Origin of the sequence: Arthrobacter sp. PL16, assembly GCF_035985055.1 — a bacterium.
In the GTDB taxonomy this organism is placed as follows: Bacteria; Actinomycetota; Actinomycetes; order Actinomycetales; family Micrococcaceae; genus Arthrobacter_D; species Arthrobacter_D cheniae.
The window spans coordinates 240219-257661 of sequence record NZ_JAXCIC010000001.1 but is presented as its reverse complement, the minus strand read 5'-3'; the positions used below and the strand labels follow the sequence as shown (position 1 = coordinate 257661).

Sequence of the window (17443 nt, the reverse complement as noted above, 5' to 3'; positions counted from 1 at the left end):
CAGAACGCACGTGTGTGAGGTCGAAGGAGAATGTGATCACCATGGATTGGCGTAGTCGTGCGGCCTGTCTGGATAAGGACCCGGAGCTGTTCTTCCCGGTCGGCAACACCGGACCGGCACTTCTTCAGATCGAAGAGGCCAAGAGCGTCTGCCGCCGCTGTCAGGTGCAGGACACCTGCCTGCAGTGGGCGATCGAATCCGGTCAGGATGCCGGGGTATGGGGCGGATTGAGTGAGGACGAGCGTCGGGCGCTCAAGCGTCGGGCCGCAAGGGCACGACGCGCATCCTGACGGATGCCGAGCCGGGCTGAGAGCGCTGCCCGGCCGGACCCGCAGGATCGAGGAGCCGGAACAGAGACGAAGGGCCGCCCAGCGGGCGGCCCTTCGTCGTTGAAGCGCTCAACCAGCGGCTCAGGTCCCCTGGTTGAGGCGCAATCCCAATTCGAGCGTGACCGATGTACCGCCTCCGGGGCGCGTGCTCCATTCGATCGTTCCGCCGAGCTCGCTCGTGACGAGCGTCCTCACGATCTGGAGACCTAATCCTTCAGCGTGTCCTCCGGCAGGCAGCCCCACTCCATCATCTGCGATCGTCACCCGCAAAGTGTCTTCGCCGTCGGCCTCGGTGCGCCTGTTCGCCATCAGCCAGACAGTTCCCGTCCGCCCGGAGAGTCCGTGCTCGACGGCGTTGGTGACGAGTTCGTTGATCACAAGGGCCAGCGGAGTGGCGAGATCACTCGGCAACTCCCCGAAGTCGCCGCTCCTTTCGGTGCGCACAGCCTGCGAAGGCGAGGCGACCTCCGCGGACAACCGGAACTGGCGGGAGATGAGCTCATCGAAATCGACGCTCTGGGCGAGGCCCTGGGAGAGGGTCTCGTGCACGAGTGCAATGGTCGACACCCGGCGCATCGCCTGCTCGAGACCGAGCTTCCCCTCCTCGCTGACCATCCTGCGGGACTGCATGCGAAGAAGTGCCGCGACGGTCTGCAGGTTGTTCTTCACTCGGTGGTGGATCTCGCGGATGGTCGCGTCCTTCGACACGAGCTCCATCTCCCGGCGCCGGAGCTCGGATACGTCCCGGCACAGGACAAGGGCGCCGAACCGCTCCCTCTCGTCCCGCAGCGGGATGGCGCGGAGCGACAGGCTGACGCCGCGCGACCCTATTTCGGTACGCCACGGCATCCGGCCGGTGACGACCAGCGGAAGGGTCTCATCGACCATCCTGCGGTCCTTGAGGAGAGCTGTCGTGATCTCCGCGAGCGGGCGGCCCTCCAGGGTTTCCACATCGCCGAGGCGTCGGAAGGCAGACACTCCGTTAGGGCTGGCGTACTGCACGATTCCGTCGACATCGAGCCTGATCAGCCCATCACCGACACGGGGAGCCCCGCGCCGCGAGCCCGTAGGAGTCGCGAAGTCCGGCCACAGCCCGAGGGTCCCCATGCGGAGGAGATCGTAGGCGCACTGCCGGTAGGTCAGCTCGAGCCGTGAAGGCATGCGGGAGCTGGACAGATCCATATGGGTCGTCACGACGGCGAGTGTCCGGCCGTTCCGCACCATGGGTACGGCTTCGACCCGCATCGCCATCTCGGTGGTCCAGTTCGTCTCGCCTGAGCGCTCGATCTTCTGCGACTCCCACGCCACGTCGACCAGTGGCTGCAGGTCCGCCCGGATACGCTCACCGACGAAGTCGCTGTGGAAGACGGTGTGCGACGTGGACGGCCGGGCATGCGCCAGAGCCACGTATCCCCCGCCGTCGAGTGGGAACCACAGAGCGAGGTCGGCGAATGCGAGATCGGCGACCATTTGCCAGTCCCCCACCAGAAGATGCAGCCACTCTGCATCACCGGGTTCGAAACCCGCGTATTCGCGAATCGGATCAGTGAAGATTGCCATCAGAACTTTCTGTTGTTCGGGAGCCGCGCAGAGTGCGGTCGACGCCGCCCCTGGTCGGTCCGGCGCTGCGGCGGCGATACCGGATGTCCAGTCTGTCACTCCCGGCCGGCTCACGCCGACCGGGAGTGACACCGGAAGCGAGGGACTACCGGACGATGGAACGCAGCAGGCGTAGCGCCACGGACAGCGACGAGATGTCGTCCTGCTCGAGCAGATTCACCTCGGCGAACATATTGCTCGCCCGCTGGAGCTGGTCCGCGTTCTGTTCCTGCCATGCCTGCAGGCGCTGCCCCGCATCGTGGTCCTGCATGTCCTGTGACGCACGCATGACAGCGACAGTGATATCTGCGACGGTCGAATACAGGTCATCGCGCAGCGCTGCTCGGGCCAGGGCCTGCCACCGGTCCGTTCGCGGCAGCTTGGTGATCCGCTCCAGCAGGTTGTCGACCTCGAACCTGTCGTAGACCGCGTAGTACACCTTGGCGATATTCTCGACCGGCTCCTGCACCCGCCGGGTGCTGTAGGCGATGTCCAGCAACGCGAAGGACTCGAACTGCTCGGCCCAGTGACGGCCGAGTTCCTTCGGCAGGTGCCACGTCGTTGCGGTTGCTACGCCGACGCGTGCCCTCTCGAGGTCACAGCCCCGCAGGAATTCCGAGAGGCGGGAGCGGAACGGGGTGACCAGCGGTTTGAAGGCGTCGATATCCTCCTTCACCGGCGTTCCCTGCTCCACATGGTTGACGAACCAGCGCACGGCACGATCCAGGAGTCGGCGCAGGTCGAGGTGCACGGTGGTCCAGTGATCCGTCGGGAAATCTGCCGGCAGTGCCGCGAGCGCATCGACGGTCTCATCGAAGGAATAGATCTCCCTCAGCGCGACGAAGGCACGAGCGATCACCGGCTCCGGCACCGATGTCTCCTCCATGACGCGGAAAACGAACGTGATGCCACCGAGGTTGATGATGTCGTTGGCAATGACTGTAGAAATGATTTCCCGCCGGAGCGGATGGGTATCGAGCAGGTCATCGAACCGCTCCACCAGCTGGCGCGGGAAGTACCGCCGCAACGTCCCACTGAAATAAGGGTCATCAGCGAGGTTGCTCGCGGACAGCACCCTGGTCAGTTCGATCTTCGCGTAGGCGGCCAACACCGACAGCTCGGGAGAGGTGAGGCCCTTGCCGGCCTCGATCCGCTTGTGAAGTACGGCCGTCGTCGGCAGGGCTTCCAGGTCCCGGTCCAGGTCGACCTTCTTCTCGAGCCAGTCCATCATGCGCTCGTAGCTCGGGCTCCACTCGATGACGCGCTGACGGTCGTTGAGGAGAAGGACGTTCTGGTCGATGTTGTCCTGCAGTACGAGGCGCGCGACCTCGTCCGTCATCGAGTGCAGGAATGCGGCTCGTTCCTCGGGCTGCAGGCGACCGGCGCGCACCATCCGGTCGACGAAGATCTTGATGTTCACTTCGTGGTCGGAGCAGTCGACGCCTGCACTGTTGTCGATCGCATCGGTATTCAGGATGACACCGGACAGGGCGGCCTCGATACGACCGCGCTGCGTCATCCCCAGGTTGCCGCCCTCACCGACGACACGCGCTCGCAGTTCGCTGCCGTTCACGCGGATCGCATCATTCGCCCGATCGCCGACATCGGCATTCGTCTCGTCGGTGGCCTTGACGTAGGTTCCGATGCCACCGTTGTACAGGAGGTCTGCGGGCGCCCGCAGGATGGCCCGCAGCAGTTCGGGAGGGCTCAGCCTGGTGATGCCATCATCGAGACCCAGCGACCGACGCACTTCCGGCGAGAGGGGAATGGACTTGGCCTGCCGCGGGTACACACCGCCACCCTGGCTGATGAGCGTGCTGTCGTAGTCCTCCCAGCTCGAACGAGGGAGGTCGAAGAGCCGCCGCCGCTCCACGAAGGACCGTGCCGCGTCAGGGTTCGGGTCGAGGAAGATATGGCGGTGGTCGAAGGCGGCGAGCAGGCGGATGTGCTCGGAGAGGAGCATGCCGTTGCCGAAGACATCGCCGCTCATGTCACCGACACCGACAACGGTGAAGTCCGTGGTCTGCGTATCGACGTCGAGTTCACTGAAGTGCCGCTTCACCGACTCCCAGGCACCGCGGGCCGTGATGCCCATGGCCTTGTGGTCATAGCCGACGGAACCTCCTGAAGCGAAGGCGTCACCGAGCCAGAAATTGTATTCCGCCGACAGTTCGTTGGCGATGTCGGAGAACGACGCCGTCCCCTTGTCCGCGGCGACCACGAGATACGTGTCGTCGTCGTCGTGCCGCACCACCCGGGCGGGTGCCAGCACTGTCTCGGTGACACCGTTCGTGATCACGTTGTCCGTGATGTCGAGTAGTCCACGGATGAAGGTCCGGTAGCTGGCCTGGCCCTCCGCCAGCCACGCCTGCCGGTTGACGGAGGGATCCGGTAGCTGCTTCGCGAAGAACCCGCCCTTGGCGCCGGTCGGCACGATGACCGCGTTCTTCACGGTCTGCGCCTTGACGAGCCCGAGCACCTCGGTGCGGAAATCCTCTCGTCGGTCGGACCAGCGGAGTCCACCACGGGCCACCTTGCCGAAGCGGAGGTGGACACCTTCGACCTGCGGCGAGTACACCCAGATCTCGAACTTCGGCCTCGGGTAGGGCGCGCCGTCGATCCTGGCGGTGTCGAACTTGAAGCTGACGTGGCGCTTGTCCTGGAAGTAGTTCGTCCGGAGCGTCGCCTCGATGAGGTTGGCGAAGGTGCGCAGGACACGATCGGCGTCGAGCGTCGGAACCCCCTCGAGTCCTTCATCCAGTGCTGTACGCGCGGCACCCGAGGCGACGTCCCGGTCACCCTCGAGGTTAGGATCGAAGCGAGCAGTGAAGAGGGCCACGAGGGCGCGCGTCACCCCGGCGTTGCGCAGCAGGGTGTCGGCCACGAATCCGTAGGAGTTCGTGTTGCCCATCTGCCTCATGTACTTGGCGTAGGCCCTCAGGATCACCACCTGGCGCCAACCCAGCTCCTCACTCAGCACGAGGCGATCGAAGGCGTCCGATTCGCTGTTCCCCGAGACTGCCGCTTGGAAGGCATCCTGCAGCAGGGCGGCCGTGCCGAGCGCCGAGATGCTGCTGGGGTACTTCAGTCCCAGGTCGTAGAGGAAGAACGATCGACCGTCCGAACGGGTGATCTCGAACGGGCGTTCGTCCAGCACTTCAAGCCCGAGGTTGTGGAAGTACGGAAGGATCTGCGTGAGGCTCTTCGCCTCCATGAGGTACAGCTTGAGGCGCGCGTCCTCGGCGTCCTGTCTCCTCGAAACGTAGACGTGCAGCTGAGGGACCCCGCCACCTGATGCGGCGAGTTCCTCGAACCGTGAGATGTCCTTGAGAGCATCCTCCACCTCGTAATCCACGCGGTAACCGGGAGGGAAGGACTCCGCCCACGACGTCGCGAGGCGCTGCGCCGAGTCCTGGTCGAACCGCTCCTGGGCGACCTCGACGATCCCCTCCGACCACGAACGGGCAGCACGGACGAGCCGCTCCTCCAACTGGCCGGCGTCGATCTCGGGAATTTCAGCCCCGCGCTGCAGCCGGATGCGGAAGAACAGGCGCGCCAGGGCGGACTCGCTCATCCGGGCCTCGAAGTCGATGGAGTCGGCGTCGAGCGTGGTCCGCAACTCGTCCTCGATACGCAACCGCACACTGGTGGTGTAGCGGTCGCGTGGAAGGTAGACGAGGGCCGACATGAAGCGCCCGTACACGTCGGGGCGCAGGAACAGCCGGGTGCGGCGTCGTTCCTGCAAGCGAAGGATTCCGAGCGCGGTGGTGACCAGACCGGCGACGTCGATCTGGAACAACTCGTCGCGCGGGTACGTCTCGAGGATGGACAGCAGGTCCTTGCCGGAGTGGGAATCGGACGGGAAGCCACAGCGGCGGAGCACCTCTGCCACCTTGTCCCGCACCAGCGGCACGTTGCGCACCGAGCCCGTGTAGGCGCTGGTCGCGAACAGGCCGATGAAGCGTCGCTCACCGCTGACGTTCCCTTGGGCGTCGAAGCTCTTGATGCCGATGTAGTCGAGGTACGCAGCGCGATGCACCGTCGACCGCGAGTTCGCTTTGGTGATCACGAGGGCGCGACGCTCCCGCGCTTTCGCGCGCCCGGCCGCCGTGAGCTGCTGCAGGTGACCCCCTGCACTCCCGTGGCGGAGCAGTCCCAAGCCGCTGCCCTCGCGCACACGAAGTGCATCGGCACCCTCCTCGTCCGTTACGAGGTCGTATTCCTTGTAGCCGAGGAAGGTGAAGTTGCCGTTCTCGAGCCATTGGAGGAGTTCCTGTGCCTGTCGCACGTCCGGTATCTCGGCGGCATCGGCGATGGAATCGAGGGATGCTGCGATCGAGCGGACGGTGTTCCGCATCGCCGGCCAGTCCTCGACGGCCGCCCGGACGTCTCCCAGGACGCGGTGAAGGCCGTCGATGATCGATTCCTTGGCCGCGACGTCCGGGAGCCGCGTGACCTCGACCGACATCCAGGACTCGATGTGGGCGGTTCTTCCCGCGAGGCCCACCAGCTCGCCGACGTTCGGTAGCGCAGCGGTGTCTCCGCTGGACGCGCCCGCCGTCGACGGAACACGCGTCAGCGTGGCCAGAGCATGCGACTCGTCCTCGCGCACCGCAAGGAAGGTCGGATGGACGACGAGATGGATCGCGGCGTTCTGCCGGACGAGCTCCGCGGTGACCGAGTCCACCAGGAAGGGCATGTCGTCGGTGACGATCATCACGATGCTCGACATCCCCTGATCCATCACGCCGATAGCAGCGGTACCGGGTTCGCGGGCCTGGGCGAGGTCACGATGGGCGAGAGCCCGCTGGTGAAGGTCGCTCGCGGAATATCCGACGGCATCCTCGCGTGCGAGGTGCTCGAAGTAGTGCCCTACGAAATCCTCCCCTGACGTGTCCGAGCTTGACTGATCCGTTGTCCTGGATCCAGACGACATGGGAAGGGCCTCCGTAACGAAATGAAAGGCCGCTCCATTGCGACCTCTTACCGAGGAAGCCTATCGGTGTTGTCCGGAAAGTTCATGTCGCACGGCGTTGTCGGGCTCCGCGGCGCCTGCCGACGACGACCGGAACATCGGCGAGCTGCGCGATGGCGATCCGCAGTGGAGACTCCGGCGAGGTCTCGAGCAGGGCGGTCCCGGCAAGCAGGGCCTGATCCACGGCAGAAGGGTCTGCGGGAAGGAAGGCGGAAATGCGGGCGGGCGGTCCGAAGCGCTCCCAGGCCTCCCTCAACTGGGTCTCGGGAGCTCGCCCGACCGCTGCCGACCGCACCTTGTTGAACACGACGCGAGGTGCCGCCGTCGGGACGGCCTCGGCGAGCTCCGCGAGCGCCTTCACCAGGCGCGGAACGCCGATCGCATCCGCCGCGCCGACGGCTACCACCGCGTCGGCAGCTTCGAGGCAGCGCAGTGTCGCGCCGTTCCGCCGAGGAGCCAGGGTGTCGAAGCTCAATTCCTCATCCGCCTCGAGGCAGAAGCCGCAGTCGACGATGGTCACGTCGGCAAGCGACCGGCCCGTCTCGAGGACGTGACCCAGGGCGGGAGGACGTAGCTCGGGCCAGCGGTCCGGCCTGGTGATACCCGTCAATACACGGAGCCGGCCCCCCTTGATGGCCACTTCCACCGCAATCCGGCCGAGGGCCGCGCCGCTGAAGCCACCCTGGTCGGCGATCCGGCAGGCCTGGGCCACGCCTGCCGATTCATCAAGAAGCCCGAGCGACGCCCCGATGCTCGCACCGTAGGTGTCAGCGTCGACGAGAAGGACGGACACACCGTGCGCAGCAAGCTCCGCCGCCATGTTGATGGCCACGGTGGTGCGGCCCGGCGCACCGGTCGGGCCCCAGACCGTGATGACGCGCCCGTGCCCGGGAGCATCGACGGACTCAGCGGGCGGTGGTGCAACATTGGACGGCACGTCGAGGGGATCAGCGTAGGCGAGCGAGGTCCGCAGGCTGGAGGACGCCGTCTCGAACCGCTCGACGGCCCGGGTCACCGCGTCGGCGAGCGCGGCAGGCTCGATCGACGCTTCCACGTAGTCGACGCCGTCGACTTCGGCTGTCCGCGAGTCCGGCAACCCGTCGAAGAGGGCGACGACCACCACGCCGGCGAAGCGAAGCCGGTCGACGAGGGACGCCGTCAGCTCCGCCGCGCCGGGGGCGATGATGGCAGCCCTCGCCAGCCCCGTCTGGCACGCAGCGATGAGTTCGGAAAGCTCCTCGCAGCGGCGCACCACCGTGACCGGCCCGCGCAGCTGCTCGAGGCCCGGGACGTAGGCGCTTGCCATCGCTCCCAACGTGATGACGGGAATACTCACGAACCGGCGCCAGGATTCAGGACCACGGCGATCCGCGCGTCATTGGAGAGGGCGTTGAGAAGTTCGGGCATCGCGGCGTCGTCGACGAGCACCTGGACAAGGGTGGATGAGTTCGCGCCGAGGGCGGACTCCCCCACCGTCAGTTCGGCCACCTCGGCTGCCTCAAGAAGCAGTTGCGGCTCCTCGTAGGTGTTCGTGTCGGTGCGCAGCGAGACCCAGACATCCACGCGGTCCCCTGCTGCCGTACCAGTGGGCAGGGGGTCCTCGACCGTCAGCCCGACAGGCTTCCGGTCCAGCTCATCGGCAGCACCGACGGCCGCAGCGGGCACCAGTTCACCGCGGGTGACGAGTCTGGTCGCGACAGCACCCTCGGGTATTCCGTCGGCGACCAGCAGGTATGAATCCGCAGCATCGCCGAGCCTCACGGGTATGGCGACGAGGTCTTCGGCCGTCAATGTGGATCCGACGGCGAGGTTCTCCCGGGCCGAATATACCGGTGTGGTCGTGTTCTGGCTCTGCAGGAGCGCGATGACACCGGCCGTCGATGCGAGGACCAGCAACAAGCCGGTGAGAAGGCGCGGGTCCTTCCATGAGGGCTTCTTCAGCCGCAGTGCCTCGGTCGGCGATTGCGCCGCGCGCGTGGCGATGCTCATTGTCGTCCCCCATGCACACGGCGCGGTCCGGATCGGATCGCACGTCCGACAGCCAGTCTCGTGCAACGGGAGCGCGAAGGGAACCGAAGAGCCACAAATTGCCTCAAACTGTGGATAACTCCATCAAGGAGCACTTGCGGTGACAGAATGGATCCGTACCGGACATGACAGGAAAGGCGCACCCATGGCCGAACGGCGTTTCCTCACCCTCGCGGATGTCGGCGAGGTGCTCAACATCAGCTCGTCGCAGACATATGCGCTCGTCCGGTCCGGCGAGCTCCCAGCCATCCAGGTGGGAGGCCGGGGCCAGTGGCGGGTAGAGACGCGAGTGCTCGAGGAGTACATCGCCAAGGCATACGAGAAGACTGCGTCGGCGCTCAAGGCAGAAACCGGGAGCTCGAGTCTTACCTGACCAGCACCTGACTCCTGACCCTCGGGCGTCAGCCGACTCCGCGGACGCTTGTCCCGCGAGCGCCCATTCGTGATGGACCCGTGAACACGCCCTCCTTCTAGTCCGCGAACCGCGCAGAGTCGATCGAATCGATGGAATCGAAGGGCACCGTCAAGACATCGCGCTTCGACGACGGCTGCCGGCTATCACCGGGAGCGACCAGCCCGAGCTCGAAGAAGTCTGCGCCCACCCTCTCGATGAAGCCCGCATGAGGCGAAGGCGCCATTGCCAACCAGAGCGACACATTCGCCCTGTCCCTCGATAGCACGCGCAGGACTGATCCCAGACCCAGCCTTGCCGCGACTCCGGCCAGAGGCTGGCCCACATTCCGACTCGGACCTCGAAGGACCAGTAGCGAGGAAAGCGGCACGATGACCGAGCGGTCGTCGACAACCACCGCGAGCCACTCGGACCCGACATTCGTCAGGTTTCCCGTAATGGTCCTCCCCCCGTGCGTCGTCAACCCCAGCGGCCGGCCGACCTGCCCTACCAGTCGCTGCACGAGGGTAAGCCGGGCCTGCTCGGAGCGCGTCCGGTCCCGGATCTCACTCTCCTGCTGAGCAGTGGTCGCGGAGTGAAGTTGCGACTCGAGGTCATTGAAGAGGGCATCCCAGCGCATCGTTCCAACCTAGGACTGAAATTCCACCTCGTCAATCAAGACCAAAAAAGCTTCAAACGATCCTGCGTAGACAAACTGCATCAAATAGGCTCAAACTGTTCGAATGGAAGCGAAGCTGAAAACTGCCGATGTGCTGCTGGCCGGGGTGATCCTGGGATGCGCGACAGTTATGGCACGCGCCGGACAAGCCCTCCATCGTGGGACGGGAGCAGGTTCCCTTGAAGGCGTCCTCGGACTCGGGATGTCCGCTCTCGGACTCACCCTCGTCGGATGGTGGGTGCTGACGCTATTCATTGCTGTCGTCGCAGAAGTGGTGCTGAGACGCGGACCTTCGACTGCGGCTCGTCGTGCCCAGCGGTGTACCCCAGCTTTGATGCGCCGCCTCGCCGCCGCCTTCCTCGGCCTCAACCTCATCGTGGTGCCATCGGTAGCCCAGGCAGCATCCGGCGGACCCGACGCGGTGTGTGTGGCAGTCGTATCCGACGGGGCCACCGCGATCTGCACTACCGAGCAGTCCTACTCGTCCGTCTCCGCCCACACCGAAGCGGCGTCCTTTTCGAAGGCTCCGTACTGGTCCCCGCTTGCGGTCTCCGCGGCCATGCCTACCGGCGACTCCCCGGGCGCCTCGAAGGACAACGGGGTGACCGAGCGCGACGATCCCCGGGAGGAGCAGGTATCGCCGGTCTCGCCTACCTGGCAGCCGGCTCCGATGCCCGCTCACGGTGGTGCGTTGCTCCGTTCACCGACCCGCACCATCATCGCCGATGGTGAAGTGGTCGTAGCACCAGGCGACTCGCTCTGGTCGATCGCCGGTGATCGGCTGGGACCTCTGGCGACGGCGACTGATATAGCGGGAGCCTGGCCCGCCTGGTACGACACGAACATGGCCACCATCGGCGACGACCCGTCACTCCTCCTCCCGGGTCAGGTCCTGAAAGTTCCACAGACCTGACCCATCGGTAGCTCCGGCGCCACCAAGGCCGCGGCCCTGTCTTCGACCTCTGTCCTTCCGACGCGCCCTTCTATGGGCAGGAAGTTTCGCTCGCCGATTCACCGCCCATGGAAAGGGAATCGCATGTCAGCCGTAACCCAACTCCGACAGATAACCGCCGCCCGCCAGCTCGCCGAGGCCAGCGGAGCGCCGCGACCCCTGGTGTCCGCACCAGTCCGGTCTGCGAGGTCCGGCGGAGCGACCGTGATTCCCTTGAGACCGGCGGCGGAACCGGAGGCGGCCCCGGGACGTCCTCCTGCATCGATACCGCAGCAGACGGATCCACTGCTGACAGGACCGCTGTGCAATCCGGATCTGCCGGTCAAGCAATTCAGCGTGGCGGAAGGATCCGACGCGGACACCACCCTGCGTATTTCCGGTATCGCGCGGTCGGTGGCCCAGGGCGCTCTGGAGGTCCTGGGCGGCGCGCGTCCCCTGCAGCAGATGGCACGCTGGCTCGACCCCGAGAACTATGAACGCCTGCAACTCCGCACCAACCTCGCACGGTGTATCGCCAGCACCCCCACCACGGGGCAGCCACCGCGGGTGAGTGCTCTACGTCAGGTCGTGGTGCGCTCGGCCCGGGTGTGTCCGATCAGCCCGGGTGTCTTTGAGGCGTCCGTCGTCGCATTCGACCAGAGACGAGTCCGCGCCGTCGCTCTTCGAATCGAGCAACGGCGCGGAGTGTGGCGGGTGACCGCCCTCGAGATCGGCTGACTACTTCTTCTTAGCCTTTTTACCGGGCGCGGCCTGCGCCTTTTCGCGCTCGACATGCATCTCGGCGTCGCCCTGGGCGTTCGGAGCCGTGAAGCTGAGCGTGGCGGGCTTCGCGGGCGCATCGAGTCCAGCAGCCTTGATGGTCGGTGTCTGGACGATTCCCCGTCCGTCCTTCACACCCGGCAGCCCCGTCTGTGCAGGTGCGGACACCTCGACATCCAGGTTGAACAGGTAACCGATACTCTCCTCGCGGATCGACTCCATCATCGCCTGGAAGAGGATGAAGCCCTCCCGCTGGTACTCGACGAGCGGATCCCTCTGGGCCATGGCGCGGAGACCGATGCCCTCCTTCAGGTAATCCATCTCGTAGAGGTGCTCCTGCCACTTGCGTCCGATGACCGAGAGGACCACGCGGCGCTCCAACTCACGCATGGTCTGCTCACCGAGGGCCTCCTCACGCGCCTGGTAGGCCAGCTTGGCGTCCGAGAGGATCTCGTCGTGCAGGAAGTCCCGGGTGAGCTTCGACGTGCCGCCTGCCTCCTCGATGACCTCGTCCGCCGTCAGGGTGATCGGATACAGCGTCTTGAGGTTCGTCCACAGGAGTTCGTAGTCCCAGTCATCGCCATGACCCTGTTCGGTAGCCTCGTCGACCATCGCGGTGATGACATCCTCGAGGAAGAACTGCACCTTTTCCTTGAGGTCGCCGCCCTCGAGGATCCGTCGGCGGTCACCGTAGATGGCTTCACGCTGGCGGTTGAGGACGTCGTCGTACTTGAGAACGTTCTTGCGCTGCTCGGCGTTGCGGCCTTCGACCTGGCCCTGGGCGCTCTCGATCGCCTTCGACACCAGCTTCGATTCGAGAGCGACGTCATCGGGCATGGTGGCGCTGTTCATGATGCGTTCGGCTCCGCCGGAATTGAACAGGCGCATGAGGTCATCCGTCAGCGACAGGTAGAAGCGCGATCGTCCGGGATCTCCCTGGCGACCGGAACGGCCGCGCAGCTGGTTATCGATACGCCGGGACTCATGGCGCTCGGTGCCGAGCACGTACAGGCCGCCGAGGTCGCGGACCTCCTCCTGCTCGGTGCGGACCGCTTCCTTCGCGGCTTCGAAGGCATCCGGCCACTTGCCCTCGTACTCCTCCGCGTTGTCCGCCGGGTCGAGCCCCAGCTTCTCGAGGGCCGCGACGGCGTTGAACTCGGCGTTGCCGCCCAGCATAATGTCGGTGCCTCGTCCAGCCATGTTCGTAGCGACGGTGACGGCGCCCTTGCGGCCGGCCTGCGCGATGATCGCCGCTTCCCGCGCGTGGTTCTTCGCGTTCAGCACCTCATGGCGCACCCCGGCCTTCGCAAGCTGCTTCGACAGGTACTCGCTCTTCTCTACGCTCGTGGTGCCGACGAGGACGGGCTGGCCGGTCTCATGGCGCTCGACGATGTCCTTCACGACGGCGTCGAACTTGGCGACCTCGTTCTTGTAGATGAGGTCCGAGAGATCGGTGCGGGCCATCTCCCTGTTGGTCGGGATGGGCACGACACCGAGCTTGTAGGTGGACATGAACTCGGCGGCCTCGGTCTCGGCGGTGCCTGTCATGCCCGACAGCTTCTCGTACAGCCGGAAGTAGTTCTGCAGCGTGACGGTGGCCAGGGTCTGGTTCTCGGCCTTGATGTCCACGCCCTCCTTCGCCTCGATGGCCTGGTGCATGCCCTCGTTGTAGCGTCGGCCCGCGAGGATCCGGCCGGTGTGCTCGTCGACGATCATGACCTCACCATTGAGGACGACATAGTCCTTGTCCCGCTTGAACAGCTCCTTCGCCTTGATGGCGTTGTTCAGGAACCCGATCAGGGGCGTGTTGGCGGACTCGTACAGGTTAGAGATGCCCAGGTAGTCCTCGACCTTCTCGATCCCGTCCTCGAGCACGCCCACCGTACGCTTCTTCTCGTCCACTTCGTAGTCGGCCTCGACGGTCAGCTTCTGGACGACCTTTGCGAATTCGTTGTACCAGCGGTTGACGTCGCCGGACGCCTGGCCGCTGATGATGAGCGGGGTGCGGGCTTCGTCGATGAGGATCGAATCGACCTCGTCGACGATGGCGAAGTTGTGGCCGCGCTGCACGAGCTCGGCTGCGCTCCACGCCATGTTGTCGCGGAGGTAGTCGAAGCCGAACTCGTTGTTGGTGCCGTAGGTGATGTCCGCGGCGTACTGTTCGCGACGTGTCGCGGGATCCTGCTTCGACAGGATGCAGCCGCTCGTCAGGCCGAGGAAGCGGTACACGCGTCCCATCAGGTCCGACTGGTATTCGGCCAGGTAGTCATTGACCGTGACCACGTGCACCCCGTTACCACTGAGGGCGTTCAGGTAGGCGGGTGCGGTCGCCACGAGGGTTTTCCCCTCGCCGGTCTTCATCTCGGCGATGTTACCGAGGTGGAGGGCCGCTCCGCCCATCAGCTGGACATCGAAGTGGCGTAGTCCGAGGGTGCGGCTGGACGCCTCGCGCACGGCTGCGAAGGCCTCTGGCAGGAGATCGTCGAGAGTAGCTCCGTCGGCAAGACGCTTCTTCAGCCGCTCGGTCTCCCCACGCAGCTCTGCGTCGGACATCTCGCGGAATTCGTCTTCGAGGACGTTGATCGCGTCAGCGTAGTTCCGGAGTCGCTTCAGTGTCTTCTTGTCGCCGGTGCGGAGTACTCGTTCAAGCAGTGATGGCACTGGTATTTGCTCCCAATCTGATGCTGCCCAAAGATGGCGTCTCTAGTCTACGGGAGAGACGTTCCGTCCCCCGATATGGTTCCCCTGCGGCATGATGCGGCGGCCCCGTGACTGCGTGTCCGCTCAGGGTAGCGTGCCGACCTGCATGCCGACCTGCGTGCCGAGCGCGGACGCGAGGTTCCCGCGGTCCTCCACGACGACCTCGTCCAGGCCCAGCCAGCGGGCAAGCAGGCGCAGCTCTGCCGCAAGCTCCTGAGCGGTGTCCGGGACAGCGTCCTCCTCTGCGTGGCTGGCCCGCACGAGCAGCCTGCCGCTCGCGCGGTCCGCCTTGAGGTCGACACGCGCCGCGATGGAATCACGCAGGAGGAAGGGCAGTACGTAGTACCCGTGGATCCGACGCTCCGACGGCGTGTAGATCTCGATGCGGTAGTGGAAGCCGAAAAGCCGGTGCAGCCTGTCGCGCTCGAACACGAGGGAATCGAAGGGACTGAGAAGTGCCCTCCCGAGAGCCTTCCTCGGAACCGCAGCAGCCGGGTGCAGGTACCACGGTTCAGCGCCACCATCGATGGTGACGTGCTGCACGGACCCCGCCCTGACGAGTGTCTCCAGCGCCGTCCGCGTCTCCTGCACGGGCGTACGGAAGTAGTCGGCGACGGAACGAGCGGAGGCTACGCCGAGCGCACCGGCGGCGCGCTCGGCCAGCACGGCGAGGGCTTCCACCTTCCCCACCGCCTGCGTCGCGAGCACTGGATCAGGAAGCACGTCCGCGATCGGCGCGTAGAGGCGTTCGAACTGTGCTGTCCGACCCGAGGACCCGACCTCCCCCCGGGCGAAGAGGTCTTCGAGCACACGCTTGGCCGCCGTCCACCGCCAGCCCCACCCGTCGGCGGGGCGCGCTGCGTCTCCGCCCAGCAGGCGCTGGACACCGGACGCCGTCAGTGGGGCGCCGCGGTCGAGGAGGTCGAGAATGGCCGATTCGAGCACCTCTCTCTGCGCCACCGGTACACTCCCAGATCCCATCCAGGTGCGCCGCTGCCACACCCGGAGGTAGGGGAACAACTCCGGAGCGACGAGGCTCGCCTCGTGTGCCCAGTACTCGACGAGCGAGCGGGGAGCTGCGGAGGACATCGCGTCGAACTGGCTCCGCTCGTAGGACCCCAGTCGCGAGAACAGGGGAAGGTAGTGCGACCGGACCAGGACGTTCACCGAATCGATCTGGAGTACCTGCAGTCGTTGAACCGCGGCGCGGACGGCGCGGCGCGACGTCGGCGCGTCCAGCCGCGGACGATGTAGCCCCTGGGCAGCGAGGACGACGCGCCGGGCCTGAGCGGTGGTGAGGTTCTGCATGATGTGCTGAGCGGTCTCCTGCATGGAACTGCCTCCGCGCAGTACGCGGAGGCAGTTCCTGTTGATGGATCGGGTGCACGGGTACGTCCGTGCCTGGCGCGGTGGAGGGTCTAGGCTGTGGCTGCTTCCTTGGCCCGGTAGGCCAGCAGTTCCTCGTGGGGTTCCTCGGTGCCCTCCGCGCACTTCGCGTCGAGAGTGATGACGCCGTAGTTCCATGCCTGCCTGCGGTAGACCACGGACGGTGCTCCGGTGGCTGAATCCACGAAGAGGTAGAAGTCGTGGCCGACGAGCTCCATGTTGTCGACGGCGTCGTCCAGGGTCATCGGTTCACCGGAGAATACCTTGCGGCGAATCAGGACCGGCGAATCACCGGCAGGCACGTCGTCCGGGGAGGAGTACGGGTCGACGTCCTCCGGGCCCGCCTTCGGCTCGTGGGACGTCGGTTCGATGGCCGGCGTCTCGAGGTAGATGGGTTGAGCGGTATCGGCCGGCTCGAGGTCGGCTGTCGCGACGCGGACGGCGAGCGGAGTGTGCCTGCCGTGGTGGACCTTGCGGCGATCGCGTGCACGGCGCAGCCGCTCGAGTAGCTTCCCGTAGGCGAGGTCGAAGGCCGCGAACTTGTCGGCCGCCGATGCCTCTGCCCGAACAACCGGTCCCCTGCACATCACTGTGAGCTCGACCGTGAGCGAGGTGTCCGCCGAGCGTGCACTGGGTTCCTTGGTGATTTTCGCGTCGATGCGCTGTACCTTGTCACCGAGCTGCTCTATCTTGTCGATCTTCTCGGTAGCGTACTCACGGAACCGGTCTGATACCGCCAGGTTCCGGCCATTGATCACAAAATCCATGGTGCCCTCCACATCGCTAAGTGACACAACGGCGGCCGAGGCGTAGAGCAGAGCCGCCGCCGACGGGTACGTGTCGTCACTGTGGTACCCATACTTCACGGTAGTTCACAGGTAGGTTTTATTCACCCCTCCATGCTCCAAAACTTCGGGTAGTTCGATGGACCTGCCTGGTGCTTCCGGCGCCGCGGAGAAGGAGCCGGGACTCCGTGCGGGTAGGGCACTGCGGCCGCCTCCGGCAGGAGGGGAGGTGGCCGCCACGACGACGGCCCCCAGTACGCTGGCACCGCTGGAATGGAGGACGCGGTACACCTCGTTGATGGTCGCGCCCGTGGTCAGGACGTCGTCGACGATCACGCACGAGCGCCCAACGAGGCCCTTCCGGCCGCGCTCGAGGGCGGTCATCGAGAACAGGACGTTCGTCCGCCGTCGTCGTCTGCCGAGGCCCTTCTGCCCGCCGTTCCAGCCCGCAAGGGCCGTGGCCATGCCCCCTCGGACTGCGGCCCGCACACTCGTCCGGGCGAGTGCGGTCCCGAGCCTCGTCCTGGCCGGAACCTGCTGGACGGCAGGGACCAGCACCGTACCTGCGGGCAGAGAATCTGCCCGATCGAGCCGTGACAGAAGCAGCATCAGGGGGTCGTACCCACGGCGGCGCCTGGAGGAGGAACGGCCGGGAACAGGGACCAGCAGGACGGGGTGTTCCGCCGATGCCTGAGTGCCCGCGAGATCGGCGATCCCGTGGTGCAACGCTCCGGCCAGGGCCGCCGCCACGGGAGATCCGATGTCGACGTGCCCGTGATTCTTGTACGCGAGCAGGATCCCGGAGACGGCCCGGCCGTACCGTCCGGCGGCGATCACGGGCAACGGCCCGAAGGAAGGAG

13 protein-coding genes are annotated in these 17443 nt (G+C 65.8%); 4 read left to right on the top strand and 9 right to left on the bottom strand.

The window, feature by feature from the left end; genetic code table 11:
• Positions 1-41 precede the first annotated feature (41 nt).
• A complete protein-coding gene (locus tag RCH21_RS01170; RefSeq protein WP_055769355.1) occupies positions 42-290 on the top strand; it encodes a WhiB family transcriptional regulator in 249 nt (82 codons plus the stop codon).
• Between the two features lie 120 nt (positions 291-410).
• On the opposite strand, the gene RCH21_RS01165 is transcribed toward RCH21_RS01170, so the two are convergent.
• The 4 genes from RCH21_RS01165 to RCH21_RS01150 form a co-directional block, all read right to left on the bottom strand.
• Positions 411-1889 (bottom strand): sensor histidine kinase, encoded by a 1479-nt coding sequence (locus RCH21_RS01165; RefSeq protein ID WP_326962868.1) that lies wholly within the window; start codon positions 1887-1889, stop codon positions 411-413.
• A gap of 145 nt (positions 1890-2034) precedes the next feature.
• Positions 2035-6864 (bottom strand): NAD-glutamate dehydrogenase, encoded by a 4830-nt coding sequence (locus tag RCH21_RS01160; protein ID WP_326962867.1) that lies wholly within the window; start codon positions 6862-6864, stop codon positions 2035-2037.
• A gap of 82 nt (positions 6865-6946) precedes the next feature.
• Positions 6947-8239 (bottom strand): AAA family ATPase, encoded by a 1293-nt coding sequence (locus tag RCH21_RS01155; protein ID WP_326962866.1) that lies wholly within the window; start codon positions 8237-8239, stop codon positions 6947-6949.
• Positions 8236-8892 (bottom strand): SAF domain-containing protein, encoded by a 657-nt coding sequence (locus RCH21_RS01150; protein ID WP_326962865.1) that lies wholly within the window; start codon positions 8890-8892, stop codon positions 8236-8238. The genes RCH21_RS01155 and RCH21_RS01150 overlap by 4 nt, the downstream gene beginning before the upstream one ends.
• Positions 8893-9076: 184 nt before the next feature.
• Here RCH21_RS01150 and RCH21_RS01145 point away from each other — a divergent pair, with 184 nt between their 5' ends.
• Positions 9077-9304, top strand: a complete 228-nt coding sequence (locus RCH21_RS01145; RefSeq protein WP_120149322.1) for a helix-turn-helix domain-containing protein — start codon at positions 9077-9079, stop codon at positions 9302-9304.
• Positions 9305-9401: 97 nt separating this feature from the next.
• Here the strand turns inward: RCH21_RS01145 and RCH21_RS01140 are convergent, their stop codons facing one another.
• Positions 9402-9962, bottom strand: a complete 561-nt coding sequence (locus RCH21_RS01140; protein ID WP_326962864.1) for a hypothetical protein — start codon at positions 9960-9962, stop codon at positions 9402-9404.
• Between the two features lie 103 nt (positions 9963-10065).
• On the opposite strand from RCH21_RS01140, the gene RCH21_RS01135 reads away from it, so the two are divergent.
• A complete protein-coding gene (locus RCH21_RS01135) occupies positions 10066-10914 on the top strand; it encodes a LysM peptidoglycan-binding domain-containing protein (RefSeq protein WP_326962863.1) in 849 nt (282 codons plus the stop codon).
• Positions 10915-11037: 123 nt separating this feature from the next.
• Positions 11038-11670, top strand: a complete 633-nt coding sequence (locus RCH21_RS01130) for an Rv3235 family protein (protein WP_326962862.1) — start codon at positions 11038-11040, stop codon at positions 11668-11670.
• Here RCH21_RS01130 and secA read toward each other — a convergent pair whose 3' ends face one another.
• The 4 genes from secA to RCH21_RS01110 form a co-directional block, all read right to left on the bottom strand.
• Positions 11671-14373 (bottom strand): preprotein translocase subunit SecA, encoded by a 2703-nt coding sequence (gene secA / locus RCH21_RS01125; protein ID WP_120149335.1) that lies wholly within the window; start codon positions 14371-14373, stop codon positions 11671-11673.
• A 123-nt stretch (positions 14374-14496) separates the two neighbouring features.
• Positions 14497-15744 (bottom strand): winged helix-turn-helix domain-containing protein, encoded by a 1248-nt coding sequence (locus RCH21_RS01120; RefSeq protein WP_326962861.1) that lies wholly within the window; start codon positions 15742-15744, stop codon positions 14497-14499.
• Positions 15745-15830: 86 nt separating this feature from the next.
• On the bottom strand, positions 15831-16565 hold the full coding sequence (gene hpf / locus RCH21_RS01115; RefSeq protein WP_120149533.1) for a ribosome hibernation-promoting factor, HPF/YfiA family: 735 nt from the start codon (positions 16563-16565) through the stop codon (positions 15831-15833).
• Between the two features lie 105 nt (positions 16566-16670).
• Positions 16671-17420: a ComF family protein gene (locus tag RCH21_RS01110; RefSeq protein ID WP_326962860.1), complete on the bottom strand. Its 750-nt coding sequence runs from the start codon at positions 17418-17420 to the stop codon at positions 16671-16673.
• Positions 17421-17443 lie beyond the last annotated feature (23 nt).

Excerpts from the sequence above, each read along its gene's own strand:
- RCH21_RS01130 (WP_326962862.1), top strand. The coding sequence starts at position 11,038 with ATGTCAGCCGTAACCCAACTCCGACAGATAACCGCCGCCCGCCAGCTC.
- RCH21_RS01160 (WP_326962867.1), bottom strand. The coding sequence starts at position 6,864 with ATGTCGTCTGGATCCAGGACAACGGATCAGTCAAGCTCGGACACGTCA.
- RCH21_RS01140 (WP_326962864.1), bottom strand. The coding sequence starts at position 9,962 with ATGCGCTGGGATGCCCTCTTCAATGACCTCGAGTCGCAACTTCACTCC.
- RCH21_RS01165 (WP_326962868.1), bottom strand. The coding sequence starts at position 1,889 with ATGGCAATCTTCACTGATCCGATTCGCGAATACGCGGGTTTCGAACCC.
- RCH21_RS01120 (WP_326962861.1), bottom strand. The coding sequence starts at position 15,744 with ATGCAGGAGACCGCTCAGCACATCATGCAGAACCTCACCACCGCTCAG.
- RCH21_RS01150 (WP_326962865.1), bottom strand. The coding sequence starts at position 8,892 with ATGAGCATCGCCACGCGCGCGGCGCAATCGCCGACCGAGGCACTGCGG.
- RCH21_RS01135 (WP_326962863.1), top strand. The coding sequence starts at position 10,066 with ATGGAAGCGAAGCTGAAAACTGCCGATGTGCTGCTGGCCGGGGTGATC.
- RCH21_RS01145 (WP_120149322.1), top strand. The coding sequence starts at position 9,077 with ATGGCCGAACGGCGTTTCCTCACCCTCGCGGATGTCGGCGAGGTGCTC.
- RCH21_RS01170 (WP_055769355.1), top strand. The coding sequence starts at position 42 with ATGGATTGGCGTAGTCGTGCGGCCTGTCTGGATAAGGACCCGGAGCTG.
- hpf (WP_120149533.1), bottom strand. The coding sequence starts at position 16,565 with ATGGATTTTGTGATCAATGGCCGGAACCTGGCGGTATCAGACCGGTTC.